Origin of the sequence: Streptomyces sp. HSW2009, from assembly GCF_040240285.1 — a bacterium.
Lineage (GTDB): Bacteria > Actinomycetota > Actinomycetes > Streptomycetales > Streptomycetaceae > Streptomyces.
In genome coordinates, this window is record NZ_JBEHZD010000023.1 from 1 (window position 1) to 18,658 (window position 18,658).

General features: G+C 73.0%; 13 protein-coding genes and 1 pseudogene. 8 read left to right on the forward strand and 6 right to left on the reverse strand.

Annotated elements, in window-relative coordinates; all coding sequences use genetic code 11:
* Positions 1 to 107: 107 nt before the first annotated feature.
* The 5 genes from AAHZ94_RS03265 to AAHZ94_RS03285 are packed head-to-tail and all read left to right on the forward strand — an operon-like array spanning position 108 to position 5,649.
* Complete coding sequence (locus tag AAHZ94_RS03265) at positions 108 to 1,343, forward strand: MATE family efflux transporter (protein ID WP_349990375.1); 1,236 nt, start codon at positions 108 to 110, stop codon at positions 1,341 to 1,343.
* Positions 1,340 to 2,296 carry a glycosyltransferase family 2 protein gene (locus tag AAHZ94_RS03270; protein ID WP_349990340.1) on the forward strand — a complete coding sequence of 319 codons (957 nt, stop codon included), beginning with the start codon at positions 1,340 to 1,342 and terminating at the stop codon, positions 2,294 to 2,296. Before AAHZ94_RS03265 ends, AAHZ94_RS03270 begins: the two co-directional genes overlap by 4 nt.
* Positions 2,293 to 3,723, forward strand: coding sequence for a polysaccharide pyruvyl transferase family protein (locus AAHZ94_RS03275; RefSeq protein ID WP_349990342.1), 1,431 nt, complete (start codon positions 2,293 to 2,295; stop codon positions 3,721 to 3,723). Before AAHZ94_RS03270 ends, AAHZ94_RS03275 begins: the two co-directional genes overlap by 4 nt.
* Positions 3,720 to 4,271, forward strand: a complete 552-nt coding sequence (gene rfbC, locus AAHZ94_RS03280) for a dTDP-4-dehydrorhamnose 3,5-epimerase (RefSeq protein ID WP_349990344.1) — start codon at positions 3,720 to 3,722, stop codon at positions 4,269 to 4,271. Before AAHZ94_RS03275 ends, rfbC begins: the two co-directional genes overlap by 4 nt.
* 7 nt (positions 4,272 to 4,278) lie before the next feature.
* The gene (locus AAHZ94_RS03285; protein ID WP_349990346.1) at positions 4,279 to 5,649 is read left to right on the forward strand and encodes a glutamate-1-semialdehyde 2,1-aminomutase; all 1,371 of its coding nucleotides are present in this window, start codon (positions 4,279 to 4,281) and stop codon (positions 5,647 to 5,649) included.
* 368 nt (positions 5,650 to 6,017) lie between these two features.
* Here AAHZ94_RS03285 and AAHZ94_RS03290 read toward each other — a convergent pair.
* Together AAHZ94_RS03290 and AAHZ94_RS03295 are read right to left on the reverse strand one after the other, a co-directional pair.
* Positions 6,018 to 6,659 (reverse strand): annotated as a pseudogene (locus tag AAHZ94_RS03290) (phosphatase PAP2 family protein); the annotation flags it as partial.
* Positions 6,660 to 6,857: 198 nt separating this feature from the next.
* Positions 6,858 to 8,489: an MFS transporter gene (locus AAHZ94_RS03295; protein ID WP_349990348.1), complete on the reverse strand. Its 1,632-nt coding sequence runs from the start codon at positions 8,487 to 8,489 to the stop codon at positions 6,858 to 6,860.
* A gap of 102 nt (positions 8,490 to 8,591) precedes the next feature.
* On the opposite strand from AAHZ94_RS03295, the gene AAHZ94_RS03300 reads away from it, so the two are divergent.
* The gene (locus tag AAHZ94_RS03300) at positions 8,592 to 9,107 is read left to right on the forward strand and encodes a MarR family winged helix-turn-helix transcriptional regulator (protein WP_349990350.1); all 516 of its coding nucleotides are present in this window, start codon (positions 8,592 to 8,594) and stop codon (positions 9,105 to 9,107) included.
* A gap of 279 nt (positions 9,108 to 9,386) precedes the next feature.
* Here AAHZ94_RS03300 and AAHZ94_RS03305 read toward each other — a convergent pair whose 3' ends face one another.
* On the reverse strand, positions 9,387 to 12,707 hold the full coding sequence (locus AAHZ94_RS03305) for a S8 family peptidase (RefSeq protein ID WP_349990352.1): 3,321 nt from the start codon (positions 12,705 to 12,707) through the stop codon (positions 9,387 to 9,389).
* 458 nt (positions 12,708 to 13,165) lie between these two features.
* Here AAHZ94_RS03305 and AAHZ94_RS03310 point away from each other — a divergent pair, with 458 nt between their 5' ends.
* Positions 13,166 to 13,432: a DUF6332 family protein gene (locus AAHZ94_RS03310; protein ID WP_349990354.1), complete on the forward strand. Its 267-nt coding sequence runs from the start codon at positions 13,166 to 13,168 to the stop codon at positions 13,430 to 13,432.
* Between the two features lie 296 nt (positions 13,433 to 13,728).
* Here the strand turns inward: AAHZ94_RS03310 and AAHZ94_RS03315 are convergent, their stop codons facing one another.
* Complete coding sequence (locus AAHZ94_RS03315) at positions 13,729 to 13,938, reverse strand: hypothetical protein (RefSeq protein WP_349990355.1); 210 nt, start codon at positions 13,936 to 13,938, stop codon at positions 13,729 to 13,731.
* Positions 13,939 to 14,034: 96 nt separating this feature from the next.
* On the reverse strand, positions 14,035 to 14,187 hold the full coding sequence (locus AAHZ94_RS03320) for a hypothetical protein (RefSeq protein WP_349990357.1): 153 nt from the start codon (positions 14,185 to 14,187) through the stop codon (positions 14,035 to 14,037).
* A gap of 466 nt (positions 14,188 to 14,653) precedes the next feature.
* Here AAHZ94_RS03320 and AAHZ94_RS03325 point away from each other — a divergent pair, with 466 nt between their 5' ends.
* Positions 14,654 to 16,999, forward strand: coding sequence for an ATP-binding protein (locus AAHZ94_RS03325; protein WP_349990358.1), 2,346 nt, complete (start codon positions 14,654 to 14,656; stop codon positions 16,997 to 16,999).
* Between the two features lie 329 nt (positions 17,000 to 17,328).
* Here the strand turns inward: AAHZ94_RS03325 and AAHZ94_RS03330 are convergent, their stop codons facing one another.
* The gene (locus AAHZ94_RS03330) at positions 17,329 to 18,255 is read right to left on the reverse strand and encodes a ribokinase (RefSeq protein WP_349990359.1); all 927 of its coding nucleotides are present in this window, start codon (positions 18,253 to 18,255) and stop codon (positions 17,329 to 17,331) included.
* Positions 18,256 to 18,658: the final 403 nt, after the last annotated feature.

Below are 18,658 nucleotides of genomic sequence, written 5' to 3' on the forward strand. Positions count from 1 at the left end.
TTTTTTTATTTATACGCCCACACCCGACATCTACACACGGAGTATCGTGGGCCGCTGCTGTTGTTTATAAGACACAGCGGGGGTCCGGCTCCGCCGCCAAGCGGGCCATCGTCGGCCGGCTGTCCTGGGGGCTGGCCGACCAGGCCGTGTGCAGCCTGACCAACTTCGCGGTGGGCATCTACGTGGCGCGCGCGCTCGGCCTCACCGCGTTCGGCGTGTTCAGCCTGGCCTGGGTGACCTACGGGGTGGTGCTCGGCGTCGCGCGCGGCCTGGCCACCGACCCGCTGGTGGTGCGGTTCAGCGGGGTGCCGCACGATCAGTGGCGTACGGCTGCCGCCCGGGCGTCGGGGACCGCGCTCGGCGTGGGCTGCGCGATCGGCGCGGTGTGCGCGGTGGTCGGGCTCGCCGTCGGCGGCCGGGTGGGGCTGGCCTTCGCCGCGCTCGGCGTCGTCCTGCCGGGCCTGCTGCTGCAAGACGCCTGGCGGTTCTCCTTCTTCGCCGCCGGCGCCGGGCGCAAGGCGTGCCTCAACGACCTGCTCGGGGGCCTGGCCCTGATCCCGGCAATGCTGGTGGCCGACCGGGTGGGCCACGTGGCCGCCTTCGTCCTGGCCTGGGGGGCGGCGGCTGCGGTGGCCGCCGGCTACGGCTGTTTCCAGTCCGGCATCAGGCCGCAGGTCGCGGGCGCGCGCGGTTGGCTGCGCGCGCACCGCGACCTCGGCTACCGCTATCTGATCGAGAACGTCGGCGTCAGCGGCGCGGCCCAACTGCGGGCGTACGGGCTCGGGGTGATCGTCGGGGTCGGCGCGGTGGGGGTGATCCGCGGCTCGGAACTGCTGCTCGGCCCCTTCCTCGCCGTCCTGATGGGCCTGTCGCTGGTCACCGTCGCGGAGGCGGCCCGGGTGTTGCGGCAGGCCCCGCACCGGCTGCGGCTGTTCTGCCTGCTGCTCGGCGGCGGGCAGGCGCTCGGCGCGCTGCTGTGGGGCGCGGCGCTGCTGCTGGTGCCCGACGGGGCCGGCGAGGTCGTACTCGGCGACGTCTGGCACTCCGCGTCCGAGCTCATCGTGCCGGCCGCGCTCGGCGTGGCGGGCGCAAGCCTGGGCGTCGGCGCCTCGGCCGGGTTGCGCGCGCTGGCCGCCGCCCGGCACAGCCTGCGCTGCCAACTCATCGCCTCCACCTGCTACGTCGGCGGTGGGCTCGGCGGCGCTGCGGTGGCCGGCACGGTCGGCTCGGCGTGGGGCGTGGCCGCCGCCACCGTCAGCAGTTCCGCCGTGTGGTGGCTGCACCTGCACACAGCCCTGCGCGAGCACCAGCACCGTTCCATCCGCGAAGTGAGGACATCATGACCGTCTCAGGCCGCACTCCGCGGCTCAGCATCGGCCTGCCCGTGTACAACGGCGAGGAGTACCTCGCCGAGTCGCTCGATGCGCTGCTCGGCCAGACCTACGAGGACTTCGAGTTGGTCATCACCGACAACGCGTCCACCGACGGCACCCGGGACATCTGCCGCAGGTACGCCGCGCAGGACTCGCGCATCCGGTACCTGCGGCTGGCGCGGAACATCGGCGCCGCCCCGAACCACAACTACGTGTTCACCCAGTGCCGGGGCGAGCTGTTCAAGTGGGCCTCGCACGACGACCTGTACGCCCGGGACCTGCTGCTGCGCTGCGTGACGGCGCTCGACGAGCGGCCCGAGGTGATCCTCGCCCACGCCGACCAGGCGGTCATCGACGAACAGGGCCGGGTGAAGGTCCCGTACGCGTACGGGCTGGCCACCGACTCGCCGCAGGCGCCGGTGCGGTTCCGCAGCATGCTGTTCGAGCCCGGCGGCGACGACTTCTACGGCGTGATCCGGGCCGATGTGCTGCGCCGGGTCAAGCCACACGACAGCTACCACCACGCGGACCGCACCTTCGTCGCCGAGATCGGCCTGCACGGCCCCTTCCACCAGGTGCCGGAGCTGCTGTACTTCCGCCGCGACCACCCCACCAGGGCCGAGCGGGCCAACCCGTCCAAGCGGTCCCGGTGCGTCAACCTGGACCCGCGCCGGGCGGGCCCGCTGCACCCGACGCCGCGGCTGCTCGCCGAGTACGTACTCGGCTTCGTCGCGGCGATCCGGCGGGCCCCGCTGTCGCCGGCCGACCGGCGCGCCTGCTACCGCCATCTGTCGGCGTGGCTGACCAGCCGCGCGCGGCCGGGCGCCGGCGAGCGGGTCGAGGACCGCGCCCCGGTCGACCCCGACCAGCACGCGGTCTCCGTGGACGCCCTGGTCGCGGGCCGTACGGGGCGACAGCCGTGACGGCAGGGACGGCGGCTGCGGGACAGCGGGGCCGGGCTCCGGTGCGCGTCGGGGTGTTCGGGCTGCTCGGCTCGGGCAACCTCGGCAACGACGGCTCGCTGGAGGCCGTGCTCGGATATCTGCGCGCGGAGCATCCGGACGCGGTGGTGGACGCGCTGTGCGGCGGCCCGGAGGCGGTGCGGGCGCGGTACGGGATTCCCGCGACGCGGCTGCACTGGTACCGCGGCGAGTACCGGACCGCGTCGCGCGCGGGCGCGGTGGCGGCCAAGGGCGTCGGCAAGCTCGTCGACGCCTACCGGACCGCCGCCTGGGTGCGCCGGCACGAGGTGGTGATCGTGCCGGGCATGGGCGTGCTCGAAGCCACCCTGCCGCTGCGGCCCTGGGGCTTCCCATACGCGCTGTTCCTGCTCAGCGCCAGCGGCCGGCTGCTCGGCACCCGCGTTGCACTGGTCGGCGTCGGCGCCGCCGCGATCGGCAGCCGGCCGACGCGGGCCCTGGTGCGCTGGTCGGCGCGGCTGGCCGGCTACCGGTCCTACCGGGACGAGCCGTCCCGCGACGCGCTGCGGGCGATGGGCGTGGACACCTCCCGCGACGAGGTGTACCCGGACCTCGCCTTCGCACTGCCGACGCCGGGGGTTGACGCGTCGGGGCCGGGCACGGCGGGGCCTGACACGTCGGGGTCGGGCACACTGCCGGGCCCGGCAGGCACGCCGAGCACGGCCGGCCCGGCGGTCACAGCCGACACGCCGGGCACCACAGCCACAGCCACAGCCACAGCGGCCAAACCAGCCGGGGCGGCCACAACGGACACACCCCCCACCGCCGGCACGGTCTGCGTCGGCGTCATGGCCTTCCACGGCAGCGACGACGACCGGGCCCACGCCGACCAGATCCACCAGCGCTACCTGACGGGCACGACCCGCTTCGTACGGGCGCTGGTCGCCGACGGCAGGCCGGTCAGGCTGCTCACCGGCGACGACGTGGACCGGCCGGTGGTGGAGGCGATCCGTACCGCGGTGGACTCGCCACTGGTCACCGCGGCCGAAACCACCTCGCTCGCCGAGCTGATGCGGGAGATGGCGGCTGCCGACACGGTCGTCGCAACCCGCTACCACAACCTGATCTGCGCCCTGAAGGTCGGCACGCCGACGCTCGCCCTCAGCTACGCGGCCAAGAGCGACACGCTGCTCGCCCAGTGGGGCCTGGCGGCCTACTGCCACCCCGCGCGCAACGTGGATGCGGACCAACTACTGCACCAGTTCCGGGAGTTGGAGCGGCACGCGACCGAGGTACGACAGACCATCGCCGAGCGCAACCGGGACGCGGCCGGGCGCCTGGCCCGCCAGTTCACCGCCCTGACCACGGCCCTGTTCCCGGCCACGACCCACGCACCCGTTCCCACCCACGCACTGCGGGAGGCCCCGTGAAGGTGACCGAAGTCCCGACGATCGCCGGGGCGTACCTGTTCCAACCCACACCCCACGCCGACGAACGCGGCTTCTTCTGCCGCACCTTCGACGCCGAGGTGTTCCGCTCGGTGGGCCTCGACCCCGACGGCTTCGCGCAGGACAGCGTCTCCCGCTCGGCCCGCGGCGTGCTGCGCGGCCTGCACCTGCGCTCCGGCGCCGGCGAGGCCAAGCTCGTGCGCTGCTCGTACGGGCAGGTCTTCGACGTCATCGTGGACCTGCGGCCCGACTCGCCGACCTATCTGGGCCAGGCGTCCTTCGAACTGTCCGGCACGAGCCAGGTGTCCCTGTACGTGCCGGCGGGCTGCGCGCACGGCTTCCAGGCGCTGACCGACCCGGCGGACGTCTCGTACCGGATCGACCGCCCGCACGACCCGGCCGAGGACGTGACGATCGCCTTTGACGATCCGGAACTCGGCATCGCCTGGCCGTTGCCGGCCGCGTCGACCTCCCCCCGGGACCGGAAGGCGCCGAGCCTCGCCGAGGTCCTCGCACACCGAGAGAAGTGAGGTCGCCATGGACCCCGACGCCTTCGCCCTGCCCAAGTCGCGGGCGGCCAACGAACGGCTGCACGCCCTGGTCCCGGGCGGCGCGCACACCTACGCCAAGGGCGATGACCAGTACCCGGCGGACCTGGCGCCGATCATCAGCCACGGCCGCGGCGCCCATGTGTGGGACGTCGACGGCAACCGCTACGTCGAGTACGGCTCGGGGCTGCGGTCGGTCAGCCTCGGCCACGCCCACCCGCGGGTGGTCGATGCGGTGCGGCGCGAACTCGACCGGGGCAGCAACTTCGTCCGGCCCTCCCTAGTGGAGTTGCAGGCCGCGGAGCGGTTCCTCGCCACCGTGTCGACGGCCGAGATGGTGAAGTTCGCGAAGAACGGCTCGGACGCCACCACCGCGGCGGTGCGGCTGGCCCGCGCCGTCACCGGCCGGCCGCGGGTGGCGATCTGCGCCGACCACCCGTTCTTCTCCACCGACGACTGGTTCATCGGCACCACCCCGATGTCGGCCGGCATCCCCACCGCGACCACCGACCTCACGGTGGCGTTCCCGTACGGGGACCTGGCCGCCGTCGACGCCCTGCTCACCCGGTACGCGGGCGAGATAGCCTGTCTGATCCTGGAACCGACCACCCAGGCACCACACTCCCCCGCCACCGGCGGCCCCAGCACATCAGCCGGGAACGACCCGACGGCCGCCTATCTGACCGGGCTGCGCGCCCTGGCCGACCGGCACGGCTGCGTCCTGATCTTTGACGAGATGATCACCGGATTCCGCTGGTCGGAGGCGGGCGCGCAGGGCCTGTACGGGGTCGTCCCCGACCTGTCCACGTTCGGCAAGGCGCTGGGCAACGGGTTCGCCGTCGCGGCGCTCGCGGGGCGCCGGGCGTTGATGGAGCGGGGCGGGTTGCGGCACGCCGACGACCGGGTGTTCCTGCTGTCCACCACGCACGGCGCCGAGACGCACTCGCTGGCTGCCGCGATGGCCGTACTCGACACGTACGTCGACGAGGGCGTCACGGCGCGGCTGCACGCCAGCGGCGAACGGCTCGCCACGGGGGTCCGGGCCGCCGCGGCCAGCAGGGGCGGCGGCGACCACGTGGTGGTCCGCGGCCGGGCCAGCAATCTGGTCTTCGCCACCCTGGACGAGGCGGGCAAGCCGTCGCAGGAGTACCGCACCCTGTTCCTGCGGCAGTTGTTGGCGGGTGGGGTGCTGGCCCCGTCGTTCGTGGTGAGCAGCGCGCTCAGCGACGCCGACGTGGACCACACCGTCGATGTGGTGGCCGGGGCCTGCGCGGTGTACCGCAAGGCGCTGGACGCCGGCGACCCCACACCCTGGCTCGCCGGCCGGCCGGTCAAGCCGGTCTTCCGCCGCCAGGCATAGGGGCTGACCGCCCGTCAGCCCCGCACTGCCGGCTCGACGCCGGCGACCTCACCACCTCACCGATCGGCACGGGTCGACGCACCGGCCGGCCCGTCGGGGGCTTCATCGGCCGGCGCGTTGGCTGTTTCGGTGATTGCTTGGTTGGTTGCTTGGTCGGCTGTGTCGTCGGCTGGCTTGTTGGCTGTTTTGTCGGCTGGTTTGTTGGCCGGCCGGGTGGGTGTGGGGGCAGGTGGGTGGTTGGCTGGCGCGTGGTTGGCCGTACGCGCAGGTGGGTGGCCGGCCGGGCCGGCGGGCACGGGGTCAGCCGCACGCGCAGGTGGCTGGTCGGACGAGGGAGCGGCCGTGCGGCCAGGCGTACGGTGGGACGTACGGCCGACCAGCCGGTCGGCGGCCCCGTCGACCAGCCACCCGGTCGCCGGCACCACGGCGAGCGCCGTGCACCAGCCGCCGAGCACATCGGTGGGGTAGTGCGCGCCGAGGGCGACCTGCGCCCACCCCATGGCGGCCCCGGCGACCAGTGCCAGGGTGCCGACCAGGAGCGCGCCGGCCGTCCTTCCGAGTCCGAGCCGGCCGCTCACCAGCAGCGCCACCACGAGCGCCACGGCGGTGAGGAAGGCGGTGTGCCCGCTCGGATAGGACAGGTTGTCGCCGTAGATGGTGCGCCCCACCACGGGCTTGAGCAGCTTGGTCGCCACCACCGGTGCGGCGGTGGCGACCACCGCGAACACCGCCGCGCGGGGCTGCCGCAGCAGCAGACACCCCGCGACGACCACCGCCAGCAGGGCCGCCGCCCCGGCCGGCTCGCCCCAGAAGTCCAGGGCGTGGGCGACGCTCTGCCCCGGCCCCTGCACCCCGTTCACCGCCCGCCAGAGCCGACCCTCCACCCCGCCGGGCTCGCCGTCACCGGCATGGCCCACGCCGAACGCGGCAACCACCAGCACGGCGAGCCCCACGACCACCCCGAGCCACGCCCGCAACGGCTGCGGCACCACCGCCCGCGGCATCCACATACGCGATAAGTCGGCACTCATCCGCTCACGATACCCATGCGACCACCGACTCCCGGCAGCTTCGGCAAGTCCGCTCCGGTCGGCTTCAGGCGGCGTGGGAAGACGCCCCAGGCAGCGTGGGAAGACGGAGAACGCGGGAGACGAGCGAAACAACCCACCGCTCCCCCGAGCCGCCCGTCAGGGAAACCGCCGGCCACCCTACGACCGCGCCCGAGGCCGCTCCCGCACCGGTTCGGGGCGGGTCGCCTGCCGGTGTTCCGCGCCGCCTGCGGCGACCGGCGCGGCCCCGCCGACGCTGGCGTGCGGCGGTAGACCGGGCCCGGCACACAGCAGCGCCACCGCCCCCGAGAGCACCAACAGCGCGAGCACCGCCCACAGTTGCCAACTTCCCGCCTCCAGCAGAAGACCGAGCAGGAGCGGGGCGACCGTGCGGCACAGCGACCACGACAGTTGGTAGACCGACAGATAGCGCCCGCGTAGCCGATCGGGCGCCGCCTGGACCGACAGGGTCTGCGCGGGCCCGGAGTGCACCAGTTCACCCGCGGTGTAGAGCACCGCGACGGCCAGCGTGGCTGCCAGCGCGTACGCGCCGCTGACCAGGTGCGGCAGCACGGCGAAGGCCACGAAGGAGAGCGCGAAGACGGCTGCGCCGAGCGCGGCGGTACGGGGGCGGCTGCCGCGCAGGGTGAGCCGCGCGACGGGCACACCCAACACCGCGACCAGCACGGTGTTGAGCGCGAACACCGCCCCCGCCAGGGCGTCGGGCAGCCCGACGTCACGGGTGAGGTAGACGGGCAGGGCCATGGCCTGGGTGGTGTAGCCAAAGGCGATCAGGAAGTTGGCAAGGGTGATGAGCAGGTACGGCCGATCGGCGAGGACCTGCCGGTACCCCTGCTTGCCTCGAACTCCAGCCCCGCGCCTTGCGCCTTGCGCATCCTCCGAGCCGCGCCCAGCCCCTGCGCCCTGCCCACTCTCCGAGTCGAGCCCATCCGCTGTGCCCCGCCCGTTCCCTGCGCCGCGCCCACCCGCCATGCCCCGCCCATCACGTACGCCCCGTACGGCCGCCGCACCCGCACCCCGCCGACTTCCCACACCCGCCGCGTCCGGCACACCCGGCGCATCCGCTGCATCCGCTGGCGCACTCTCGCACCGTACGGTCGGGATGCCGGCCGCCAGCGCCGCGGCGAGGGCGAACAGCACCGCCAGCGTCACCGCGGCGGCGAGGAAGCCGGTGCTGCCACCGACCGCCAACAGCCCCGCCGCCGCCAGGCTGCCCGCGCCCATCCCCCCGTTGCGCAGGCTGCGGTCCCAGGCCAGGAGCCGGTCGCGCGCCGCCCCTTCGGCGACTTCGCCGATCAGCGCCTGCTGGCTGGGGGACGACGCCCACATGCCGACCGCCACCACCAGGGCGACGGCGAGGAACGCGGGGTAGGAGTCGGCGACGAGGTACCCGGCGAAGCCCACCGCCCGCAGCACCAGCGAGGCGACGACGACCGGCCGCGCCCCGTACCGGTCGACGGCCACGCCCACGACCGGCATCACCGCCAGCGCACAGAGCCCAGCCGTAGTCAGGCCGGCGCCGATCGCCGTCAGCGACAGGCCGGTGAGCGTATGGACGAACAGCATCGTCAACGGCACGTAGATGCCGTCACCGAGCGAGCTGACCAGGCTGGCGGAGATCAGCCGACGGCGTACGGGCGCGGCGATGTCGGTGGGCCCGGAAGCGTCAGTGCGCCCAAGGGTGTCGATGGGCCCGGCAGTCCCGGTGGGCGCCCCGGCATCGACGGGTTCCGCGGCACCCGTGGGCTCTTCGACGTCAGCGGATGACATGCACGCCACCCCCGTACGCCAACTCCCGCACTCCTGCGGCAGGCTCCGCCGGCGCGGGCCGCATCCACAATTTATCTTCCACGGAAGGGAAAGATAGCTTCCATGGAAGATAGAATCAATGCCATGCAGACCGACGCCATCGCCGCCATCGTCGACCAGTGGAAGCACGAGCGCCCCGACCTGGACGCCACACCCATGCTGGTCATCGGCCGCCTCTTCCGTCTCACGGGCCTGCTCGACGAGCGGCTGCGCCCACCCTTCGCCGCGGCCGACCTGGGCAACGGCGACTTCGACGTCCTCGCGGCGCTGCGCCGTTCCGGCGCGCCCTACGCGCTGCCCGCGGGCGAACTCAGCCGCACCCTGCTGGTCACCACCGGCGCGATCACCAAGCGGGTCGACCGGCTGGAAGCCCGCGGCCTGGTCAGCCGGTCCGTCGCCGCCAGCGACTCGCGCGGGCGCCGGATCGCCCTCACCGCCGACGGCGTCACCCTGGCCGACGACCTGATCGCCGCCCACCTCACCAACCAACGCCACCTACTCGCCGGCCTCAGCGACGAGGAAGCGGCACACCTCGCCTCACTGCTGGAACGCCTGACTGCGACGCTCGCCACGGACTAGCGGACCGGTTGGGTCGGGTCGGACCGGAGTCGGACGGGGTTGGAGCGGGGTGGGGCGGGGCGGAGTCAGGCTGGGTTGGAGCGGGGTGGGTCGGGTCGCGGGCGGAGTGGGTCGGGGCGGGTCGGGGCGGGCAAGTCGGCAGGTGGGGCGCACGCACCGACCGCCACCCCGTACGAACGACGCCGGCCCATACGAGCGACACCCCCGGGAACGACACCGGCCCGCCGGGGGTTCACTCCCGACGGGCCGGCACACCGACGTACGGTCAGTACTCTGCCCCTACCGCGTGCGGTAGGCGCTGTGGATGGTCTGGCTGACCGTGTTGCCCTGCTTGTCAGCAGCCTCCGCCTTGAACGAGACCGCCTTGCCCGGGCCCGGGTTCTTCACCGAGACCTTGCCGGCACGCACGGGAAGCTTCTTCCACTTCTTCCCGTCGTCATAACTCACGTACACCGCAAGGGACTTCAGGTTCTTACCGGCGGCCGAGCCCTGCACCGAGACGGGAACGGTGACCGTGGCCCCCGCCTTGGACGTGCTGTCAACCGCCAGGGCGGGTGTGAAGCGGACCGCCGAGGTCGGCAGTGCCACCTCGCTGTCGGTCTGCTTCGACGAGAAGGTCCAGGCGGCCTCGATCTTGGTGGAGACGTTGGCCACCTTGCTCCGCGTGACCGACGTGCTGAGCTTGTACTTCGCCTCCTCGGCGGGCACCCTGAACGATTCCGCGCCGGTCAGCGGGTCGGTGTTCGTCCCCACCAGTTTGCCGTTGCGGTACAGGGTGGTCTTGGCCGCGTCGTACTCCGAGTTTCCGGAGTGGTTCGCACCGTCGGCGAACAGCGAGAGGCTCCCGCTCAGGGTGTTGCCCTGCCGGAAGATGCCGTCCCACTCGGCCACCTTGGGACCGAACACCCCGACGTTGAACTGCCGCGACGAGGACACTCCGGGCTTCAGCCCGATCGGGTCGGAGTAGTAGTAGACCCCGTTCGTCTCCTCGTTTTCGGACTGGGAGAAGTGGAGGCTCCACTGCATACCGTTGCCATTGGCGTACAGCGTCGCGGGGTGGGGCAGCGGCGTGTCGGGCGTGTAGATCCCCAGGCCACCGCGTTCGGGGAGCACCCCGAACGTGCCGTTCTGCCCCGGGACCGATCCGCCCAACTCGGCGGTGATCTTGCCCAGTTCCTTGCTCTTGGCGTGTCGGACGAAGCCGGTCGCCAACCGCGTGGTGGGCCCGCCGTACCCCACGAAGTACAGGGTGTCCGCGGCGCTACCCTGGAATCCCGCGCTGAACCACTGGGAGAGTTCCCCGGCGGGGAGGTCAGGGCCGAGGTGCGCGATCCGCAGGGGCTTGAAGGAGTCCAGCGACAGGCCCACGCCGCCGAAGTCCGCGACGTCGTAGTCGACCGTGGCGGCCCCGGCGACGGCCTTCCGGTCCGGAACCGTCACCTCGACCTGCCTGGCCACCCGCGCGTCGAGGGTCACCTTCGTGTCCTTGTCGACGACCAGCTTGGGTTGGACCAGCCAGTCGAAGCTGTCTTCGCTGGCGCGCAGAAGACTGTCGAGCAGGTAGCTCCCCTTGGGCACCCGCACCGTCGTTTCCTTGCTGGTCTCATCGACCCGGAAGCCCGTCCCCTTGCCGAGGCCGGCCAGCCCGAACAGGTCGGTCTCGAAGGACCCCGAGGGCTTCCCGTCCCGCCCCAGGTGGGTGAGGGTCACCTCGTACGACTCGACCTCGCGCACGACCGCGGCGGCGGTCCGCACAACCTGCTTGCCCGCCGGCGCGGCCACCACCGCGGTGTACGCGCCGTCCGCGTCGCCGCCGATTCGGGTGTCGACGGAGAGCGACGTGGTCGCCGTGGCGTGCGCCGGAACGGTGAGCTGCTGGTCGGCCGCGGTGAAGAAGCCGGCGGGGGCCGGCTTGCCGGCCGGGCCCGTGCCCGCCACCGCGAGCTTCAGGGTGACCGGCTGGTCACCCAGGTTGCGGTAGGTCAGTTCCTTGCGCTGCGGCGCGTCATCGGCGTGCGGCCACTGCTGCGTACCGAAGGAGAGCGAGACGGGCTCTGCGACCACCGTCTGGGTGAGCGCCTTGCGCAGGTCGATGCGGCCTGCGCCCTGCTCGAAGGGGGTGTACGGGCCCGGCACCGCAGAACCGGTCAGTACGGCCTTGAGTTCGGCGCCGGTCCACGTGGGGTGCTGCTGCGCGAGGAGCGCGGCGGCGCCGGCGACGTGCGGCGCGGCCATGGACGTACCGGAGATCGCCACGTAGCCGTCGGCGACCGGGGTGCCGTCCTTCGCCACCTGGCTGCCGGGCGCCGCGGCGGCGCCGATGTCCACGCCGGGCGCGGTCACATCGGGCTTGACGGCACCGTCCCCCACCCGGGGGCCTCTGCTGGAGAAGTCGGCCAGTGCGTCCTTCTTGTCGACGGCGCCCACGGTCAGCGCGGCGTCCGCGCTGCCGGGCGAGCCGACGGTGCCGGCTCCCGCGCCCTCGTTGCCCGCCGAGACCGCGAACAGCGTCCCGTGTTCGGCCGACAGCTTGTTGATCGCCGTCTCCAGCGGATCGAGGTCGGGCGTGTCGAGTCCACCGAGGCTGAGGTTGATCACGTCGGCCTTCTCGGCCACCGCCCATTCCGCGCCGGCAACGATGTCGGAGTCCCATCCGGAGCCGCCGTCGTCCAGGACCTTGCCGTCGATGAGCCGGGCGCCGGGGGCGACGCCCCGGTACTTCCCACCCGACTTGGCGCCGGTGCCGGCCGCGGTGGAGGCCACGTGCGTGCCGTGGCCCACCCGGTCCTTGGCGTCGGCCGCCTCCGAGAAGTTCTTCTCCGCGACCTGCTGGCCCGCCAGGTCGGCGTGGGTTTCGTCGACGCCGCTGTCCAGCACGGCGATCTTGGTGCCCTTGCCGTCGTAGCCGGCCTGCCATGCGGTGGGCGCGCCGATCTGCGGCACGCTCGTATCCAGCGTGGCCCTGCGGACACCGTCGAGCCACACCCGGGCGACGCCGGCGGCGGCGGTGCGGTGCTCCGCGCCCCGCGCCCCGTTGGTCAGCGTCTCCCAGACGGCCCCGGGCTGCGTGGGCGATGCGGTCACCGCGTCGGCACCCAGCACCGGCAGCGTCCGCCGCAGCCGCACGCCGTCGGCGCCACGGAGCTGGTTCCTGGCTGCGGCGCGCTCACCCCGGTAGGCGACGATGAGCCGCAGCCCCTCGCGCTGCTGCGCCACGTACTGCGGCCGGCTCAGTTCGGTGACGTCGAACAGCCGCCGGTCCAGGGTGCCCCGGTTGATCAGGCGTCGCGCGTCGCTCGGGATCGCGTACACATGCCCGCCGTACCGCTCCACCCGGAGCGGCACGTGCTTGCGGCCTTCGGCCGGCCGAAGGGACACCCCGCGCCCGTCCGGGTTGATCGAGACCCGGTCCCCGGTGATGAGGGTGACCCAGGTGCGGGCCGTCCCGCCCCGCTGCTCGTGCTTCGCCTGCGGGGCGCCCGCCGAAGCGGCGGGGCCTTCCTGTGCCGCGGCGATCGGGGTGGTCAACCCCGCCGCGAGTACGGTGGCCGCCGCGGCAGCCACCCCGGCGGCCCAGCCGGCCTTCCTTCGTCTCTGCAACTTTCCCCCCAATGAAGACAGTTCGCACGAGGGCCACTTGAGCACCTCGCGCACCGTTGTCGTACAGGGCGAGTATGTGACGCCGCACGGGGGGCGCCGCAAGAGCCATTTGTGCCCCCAAATACCTTGAAATACAAGGCAGTTGATGATGTCCGCCTGGAACCTTCCGTTCCCCCCTGCGGGATGCCCACGGCCCTACCGGGGCCGTATGACACCCCGTCCACAAGGTGTGGGGCCCGAGTCGGGTGATGTGCGGAGCGGAACTAAAGATTCGCCGCGTCGGGTGGGGAGTGGGGTGGACGCCGGAGGGCCGGCGGCACGTGGGGCAGTCGATGCCCGAGGGGCGCGTGGTGCTCGCGCCGGGTGGCGCGGGGGTGGGAACCGGGGTCGGCAGGGCGCCAGGCCGATTCGCGTCGGTGCAGGGCCCCTGCGCGCCGGGCGGGTGGCAGACTCCCCGCATGCAACCCTTGGCCGCAGACCCCCGAGCCCGTCGCGACGCCGTCACCGTGGAGATCTCGTACGCCGTCGTCGCCGGGGCCCTGCTCGCCGCCCTGGTCTACTTCGCGGTCGTCGCGCCGACGTGGGTGTGGGAGCTGTCCGGGGGCACGGCCGGCACGCTGAAGGCGGTCGCCTCCGTATGCGCCGCGCTGGCGTTCGCGGCACGCGCGGCGACCCTGCTGGTACGGCTCCGGGCGGCGCTCAAGTCGACTGCCGCGCGGCGCTGACCAGGGCGGAACCGTCGCGCCGGACACCGGGCGGCACGGAGCGCCGAACCAGGGTGGGTCCCGCCTGGCTAAACGCCGAGTCGCACAGGGCGCCGCACCAGGGTGGGACCCGCCGCGGCAGACGGCGGGTGACCCCGCGGGGCCGCCCGTCCGCACCCCAGACTCTGCGGCGCACAACGGGAGTGGCCCCGGCGGGTCGTGCCGGGGCCACTCCCCCGCGGTCAGTCGCTGTCAGTCCTCCTGCTCGCCCGGGTCCCTGAGGAACACCGAGGTGCCGGGTGCGGCGCGGGAGGTGTTCACCCCCTGGTTCGGTGCTCCGCGCCCCCCTTCCAGTACGCCACGGTGTAGGTCGCGGCGGGTCGCAGCCCGTCATCTCCCGCCGGCACGGCCGCGGCCCCGTAGGACATACAACGGTTGTGTTCGTTCGGACAGATGTAGTCCCAGTCCTTCCGGTGCGCCTTGTCCAATGTCCCGTGCTCGTAGATGCCGATCCAGTCCTCTTCCACGTATGGGTTCCGCTCGGGCGGTCCCACGTACGAGACGACAAGACCCGTGTCGTGCGCGACGATATTGATTCCCTTCTGGTAAATGTGCGCCGTCGTCTAGACCGGCTCGAACAACACGAATTGGCCTTCTCGGCCACCCATTCCCGCCGGGCTGGCCTGCTCCTTCTTCACCGGCGCGCTCCGTTCGCCGGCGCGCGAGGCCAGGTCGTGCGCACCCACCACTGCCACCGCGGAGCAGATCACCGCCATCGCCACGGGAAGAAGCCAGCCCCGGCGCCCTTCTGCATCCCGCGGGCGGCCTCCTACTCGCCTAAAGAAGCGCACAGCGCAACACCCCACCCATGACCATCCCTGTCCTTCTTCCGCATTTAGTGGGCCCGCGTGCTCCGTACGCCCGGGCGAGCCCAGCGGCCCCCGGCCCCCGGTCATCGGCCATCGGCCCCCGGCCATCGGACGTACGGATGGGGAATGCGCCGACGCGACCGCGCGAGGCCGACCCACCCGGGGGAGTACGGGCACGCACCACAGCGCCCATCGGGAGCGGCCCGGCGGGCGGCGGGCACGCCGTCCCCTCAGGTCCGTCAGCCGGCGATTCCGCGGTGCAGTCCATCGAGGCGACACGGCCGGTACCAGGCGGAAGCACCGGCAAAAGTGCAGTTGGGGATACTTCTACCGGTAGTGCCAGCCCCGGCACCCACGCAGAAAGGCCGGCCCCGTGAACAGCACCACTCCCCCGACGCACGCGTTCGGGCCGCTCCTGCGCGGGCTCCGGCTCCGGGCCGGGTTCAGTCAGGAAGAGCTCGCCCACGCGTCGGGCGTGAGCGTGCGCGCGTTGGCCGACATGGAGCGGGGCCGCACCCGTGGACCGCAGCGCCGCACCATCGAGGCCCTGGCCCACGGGCTGGCGCTGACCGCCGACGAGGCGCGCGACCTGGCGGGGGCGGCGGCGCCGGGCCGCGCCGGGGCGCAGGCCACCACCGCACAGGCCACCACCGCACAAGGCCCGGCCCCGGCGGCGGGCCCGGCCGGCCTTCCCGTACCGCTGTCGCTGCCGCGCGACCCCCGGGACTTCACCGCCCGCGGGCAGGCCCTGGCCGACGTGCTCGCGCTGGCGGAACGGCCGGACGCCGCGTACCCGCCGGTCATCGTCGTCACCGGGCAGCCGGGACTCGGCAAGACCGCGTTCGGCATCCGCAGCGCCCACGCGCTCGCCCCGCGGTTCCCTGACGGACAGCTCTTCTTCGACCTGCGCGGCATGGACGAGGAACCCACGCACCCCCGGGACGCGCTGGCCACCCTGTTGCGGGCGCTCGACGTGGCCGAGCACGCCATCCCGCACGACCTCCAGGACCGCTCCGGCCTACTGCGCTCGCTGCTCGCCGGCCGCCGGCTGCTGCTCGTCCTGGACAACGCGGCCGACGAGGACCAGGTGCGTCCGCTGCTGCCCGGCAGCGGCGGAACGCTGACCCTGGTGACCAGCCGGCGGGGGCTGATCGGCCTGGAGGCGGTGCACCGGATCGACCTGCCGCTGCTGCGCCGCGAGGAGTCCGTGGAACTCCTGGCGCGCATCATCGGCCCCGAGCGGGTCGGCCGCGAGGCACAGGCCGCCCGCGACCTGGCCGACCTGTGCGGCCACCTGCCACTGGCGATCCGAATCGTCGGCGGCCGGCTCGCCAGCCGCCCCCAGGAGCGGCTTCGCAAACTCGCCACCCAACTTGCCGGCGAGGAAAGCAGGTTGGATCTGCTCAGGGCCGGCGACCTTCAGGTACGGGCGGCCTTCGCGCTCTCCTACCGGCGGCTCGCCCCCGCGACCCAGACCCTGCTGCGCCGCTCCGCGCTCGCCGCGGGCCCCGACTTCAGCGCCGAGACCGCCGCCCTGCTGGCCGGGACGACCGTCCGCGCGGCGGAGCTCGGGTTGGAGGAGTTGACCGACCGCGGACTCCTCCAGACCGAGGCCGCGGTCGAGCGCTACCGGTTCCACGACCTGCTACGGCTGTTCGCCGGCGAGCTGGTGGCCGATGAGGACGGCGCCGCGGTGGAGGAGGCGGCGCGGGAGCGGGCCGGGCGCTGGATGCTGGCCCGGGCGACCACGGCCGGCCTCCACTTCGACGCCCAACAGCACCAACCCGCGGGGGGCGACCCCGACCCCGCCACCGCGCCGAGCGGCCGGGACCGGGCCAGGGCCTGGCTTGAGGCGGAGGCGGCGCAGTGGCTCGCCGCGCTGCGCCACGCCCACCACACCGGGAGGCACCGGGAGGTGGTCGACGCGGCGGAGGCCATGCACTGGTTCTCCGACCTCACCCAGCACTGGGATCTGTGGGTCGAGGTCTTCGAGCGGGCCGCGGACGCAGCCCGCTCGCTGAGCTCGCCCCGAGAGGAGGCCACCCACCTCAACTACCTGGCCTGGGCGTACAACCTGTGCGTGCACGACCACCACTCCGCGGCAGCCGCCGCCCGCGCCGCGTACGCCGCCGCCCGTACCAGCGGCGACCGGCTCCAGATGGGGTGGGCGCTGGGTTACGAGGCGGGTGCGCTGCGCCGGCTCGGACGGGCGGAAGAGGCGGTTGCCAAGTTTCGAGAGGCAGCCGACTGCCACCACGAGAACACCACTCCACAGGGCCGGCTCGCGGAGCTCACCACCCTCAACGCGCTCGGCGAGGTTCTGCGCGACCAGGGCCACGCCGACCAGGCCCTGGCCATCCACCGCCGCAGCGACGCGATCTGCCGGGCGGGCATCCCGGGGTCGTCTCCCGAACTGCTCGCCCTCTACCAGGCGTCGGCCCTACAACACATCGGCAGCGACCACGCGGCCCTCGGCCAGTGGCAACAGGCCGAGGAACCACTCCGCAAGGCCCTCGCCGCCTTCGAGGGCTCAGCGATGCCGGCCTGGAGCGGCCCGGTCCACCTCGAACTCGGCCGCGTCCTGCGCCACACGGGCGATCTACCAGCGGCCCGCGCAGCGCTGAACGCCGCCCTGAAGACCCTGACCGAACACAAGAGCCCCCGCCAGGCAGAGGCCCGAGCCGAACTCCAGCTACTCGACGCCCTGTTCTCCGACTGACCGTCCCCAGGGCGCGCCTGCGACCCGATCAACTACCTGTGTACGGGGTCGGGTTGAGCTACGTCACCTTAGCTCGGGTCGTACGTGACTGGCGGCTCAACCAGCCCTCACCACATCGGCCAACCTGCGGGTGCGCCACCCCGGGTACGGGCGCGGGCGCACCACCCCGGGACAGGGGCGGGTGTGCCGACCTGGGTGCGGGGGCGGGTATGCCGAACCGGGTGCGGGGGCGGGTGTGTCACCCCGGATGCTAGCGCGGGCGTGTCACCCTGGCTCAGGCCGTACGCCGCCACTCACCAACCCAACCCACCACACCCGCCCCGGGCCCCTCACACCGCGTCGACCTGCTCCGGCGTCGGGAAGGAGTCCTGCGCCCCGCGGGCCGTGACCGCCGCCGCCCCCACCCGTACGGCGAACGCCGCAGCCCGGCGCAGGTCGTCGCCGCGGCCGAGGCGCCAGGCCAGGGCCGCGGTGAACGCGTCGCCCGCGCCCGTCGTGTCGACCGCCTCAACCCGGGGGCTGGGCAGGTGGTGCAGCGAGTCGGCATGCCCTTCGGCCACCACGGCCCCCTGCGCGCCGAGCGTGGTGACGACCGAGCGCGGGCCGAGCGCGAGGAGCCCCCGTACCCAGTCCTGCGGTGTGTCCCCCGCCGCAGCGCCCAGTACGTACCGCGCCTCGTGCTCGTTGACCACCAGCGGGTCGCAGGCGGCCAGCACCTCGGCGGGGAGCGGGGCCGGCGGGGACGGGTTGAGGACGAGCCGGGCGTCAGGAGCCAGGCCGCGTGTCACCTCGGCGACCGTCTCCAGGGGGATTTCCAGTTGTAGGGAGACGACGCGCGCGGCGGCCAACAGCGGGGCCGCCGCCCGGACGTCCGCGGGGGTGAGCCGTCCGTTGGCCCCCGGGGAGACGACGATGCTGTTGTCACCCGAGGGGTCCACGGTGATCAGGGCGACACCCGTGGGTGCCCCGCCGACGAGCACACCGTCGGTGTCCACACCCGCCTCCCGCTGGCTCGCCAACAACAGCCGCCCGTGCTCATCGTCACCCACCCGAGCGAGGAGCGCGGCCCGCGCACCGAGCCTGGCAGCGGCCAGGGCCTGGTTGGCCCCCTTGCCACCCGGATGAACGGCCAGATCAGAACCGAGCACCGTCTCCCCCGGCCCGGGCCGACGCTCCACACCAACCACGAGATCAACATTGGCCGACCCGACAACCAACAGGTCGTACCGGCCACCGCCGGAAGCGTCGTACTGCATGTGGGGGCCTTCCCGTCCTTCGGTGCTGGTGGAATTCGTGGTGGGGCTTGCGGTGATTCTGGTCGGTACGGCCGGCTGGTCATCACCGGTGTGCGACAACAGAAGATCAGGCACTGGCCACAGACCACAACAGGGGCCCTACGCACCGCCGAGCCGCCGTAAGGACCTCCAGGGCATCGCACCGAAGCCGTTAAGTCATTACCCATGACGAATATGCGCCACTTGCCACTATTCGCAATAGGCGCGAGCGACATGAAGGGCGAACGCTCGCTGCGCACCCAGAAGTCGAACAACCGGAACCCAACACGAACGCCCGTTCCCGTCCCGACTAGCAAAATGAAGGCAGGTGCCGCTACCGCGGCCACTCAACCACGAAATATTTTGTTCGACAACCGGACCGCCA

Coding starts and splice junctions, on each gene's coding strand:
- AAHZ94_RS03270 (WP_349990340.1), top strand. CDS start 1,340: ATGACCGTCTCAGGCCGCACTCCGCGGCTCAGCATCGGCCTGCCCGTG.
- AAHZ94_RS03285 (WP_349990346.1), top strand. CDS start 4,279: ATGGACCCCGACGCCTTCGCCCTGCCCAAGTCGCGGGCGGCCAACGAA.
- AAHZ94_RS03295 (WP_349990348.1), bottom strand. CDS start 8,489: ATGTCATCCGCTGACGTCGAAGAGCCCACGGGTGCCGCGGAACCCGTC.
- AAHZ94_RS03300 (WP_349990350.1), top strand. CDS start 8,592: ATGGAAGATAGAATCAATGCCATGCAGACCGACGCCATCGCCGCCATC.
- AAHZ94_RS03310 (WP_349990354.1), top strand. CDS start 13,166: ATGCAACCCTTGGCCGCAGACCCCCGAGCCCGTCGCGACGCCGTCACC.
- AAHZ94_RS03320 (WP_349990357.1), bottom strand. CDS start 14,187: ATGGCGGTGATCTGCTCCGCGGTGGCAGTGGTGGGTGCGCACGACCTG.
- AAHZ94_RS03330 (WP_349990359.1), bottom strand. CDS start 18,255: ATGCAGTACGACGCTTCCGGCGGTGGCCGGTACGACCTGTTGGTTGTC.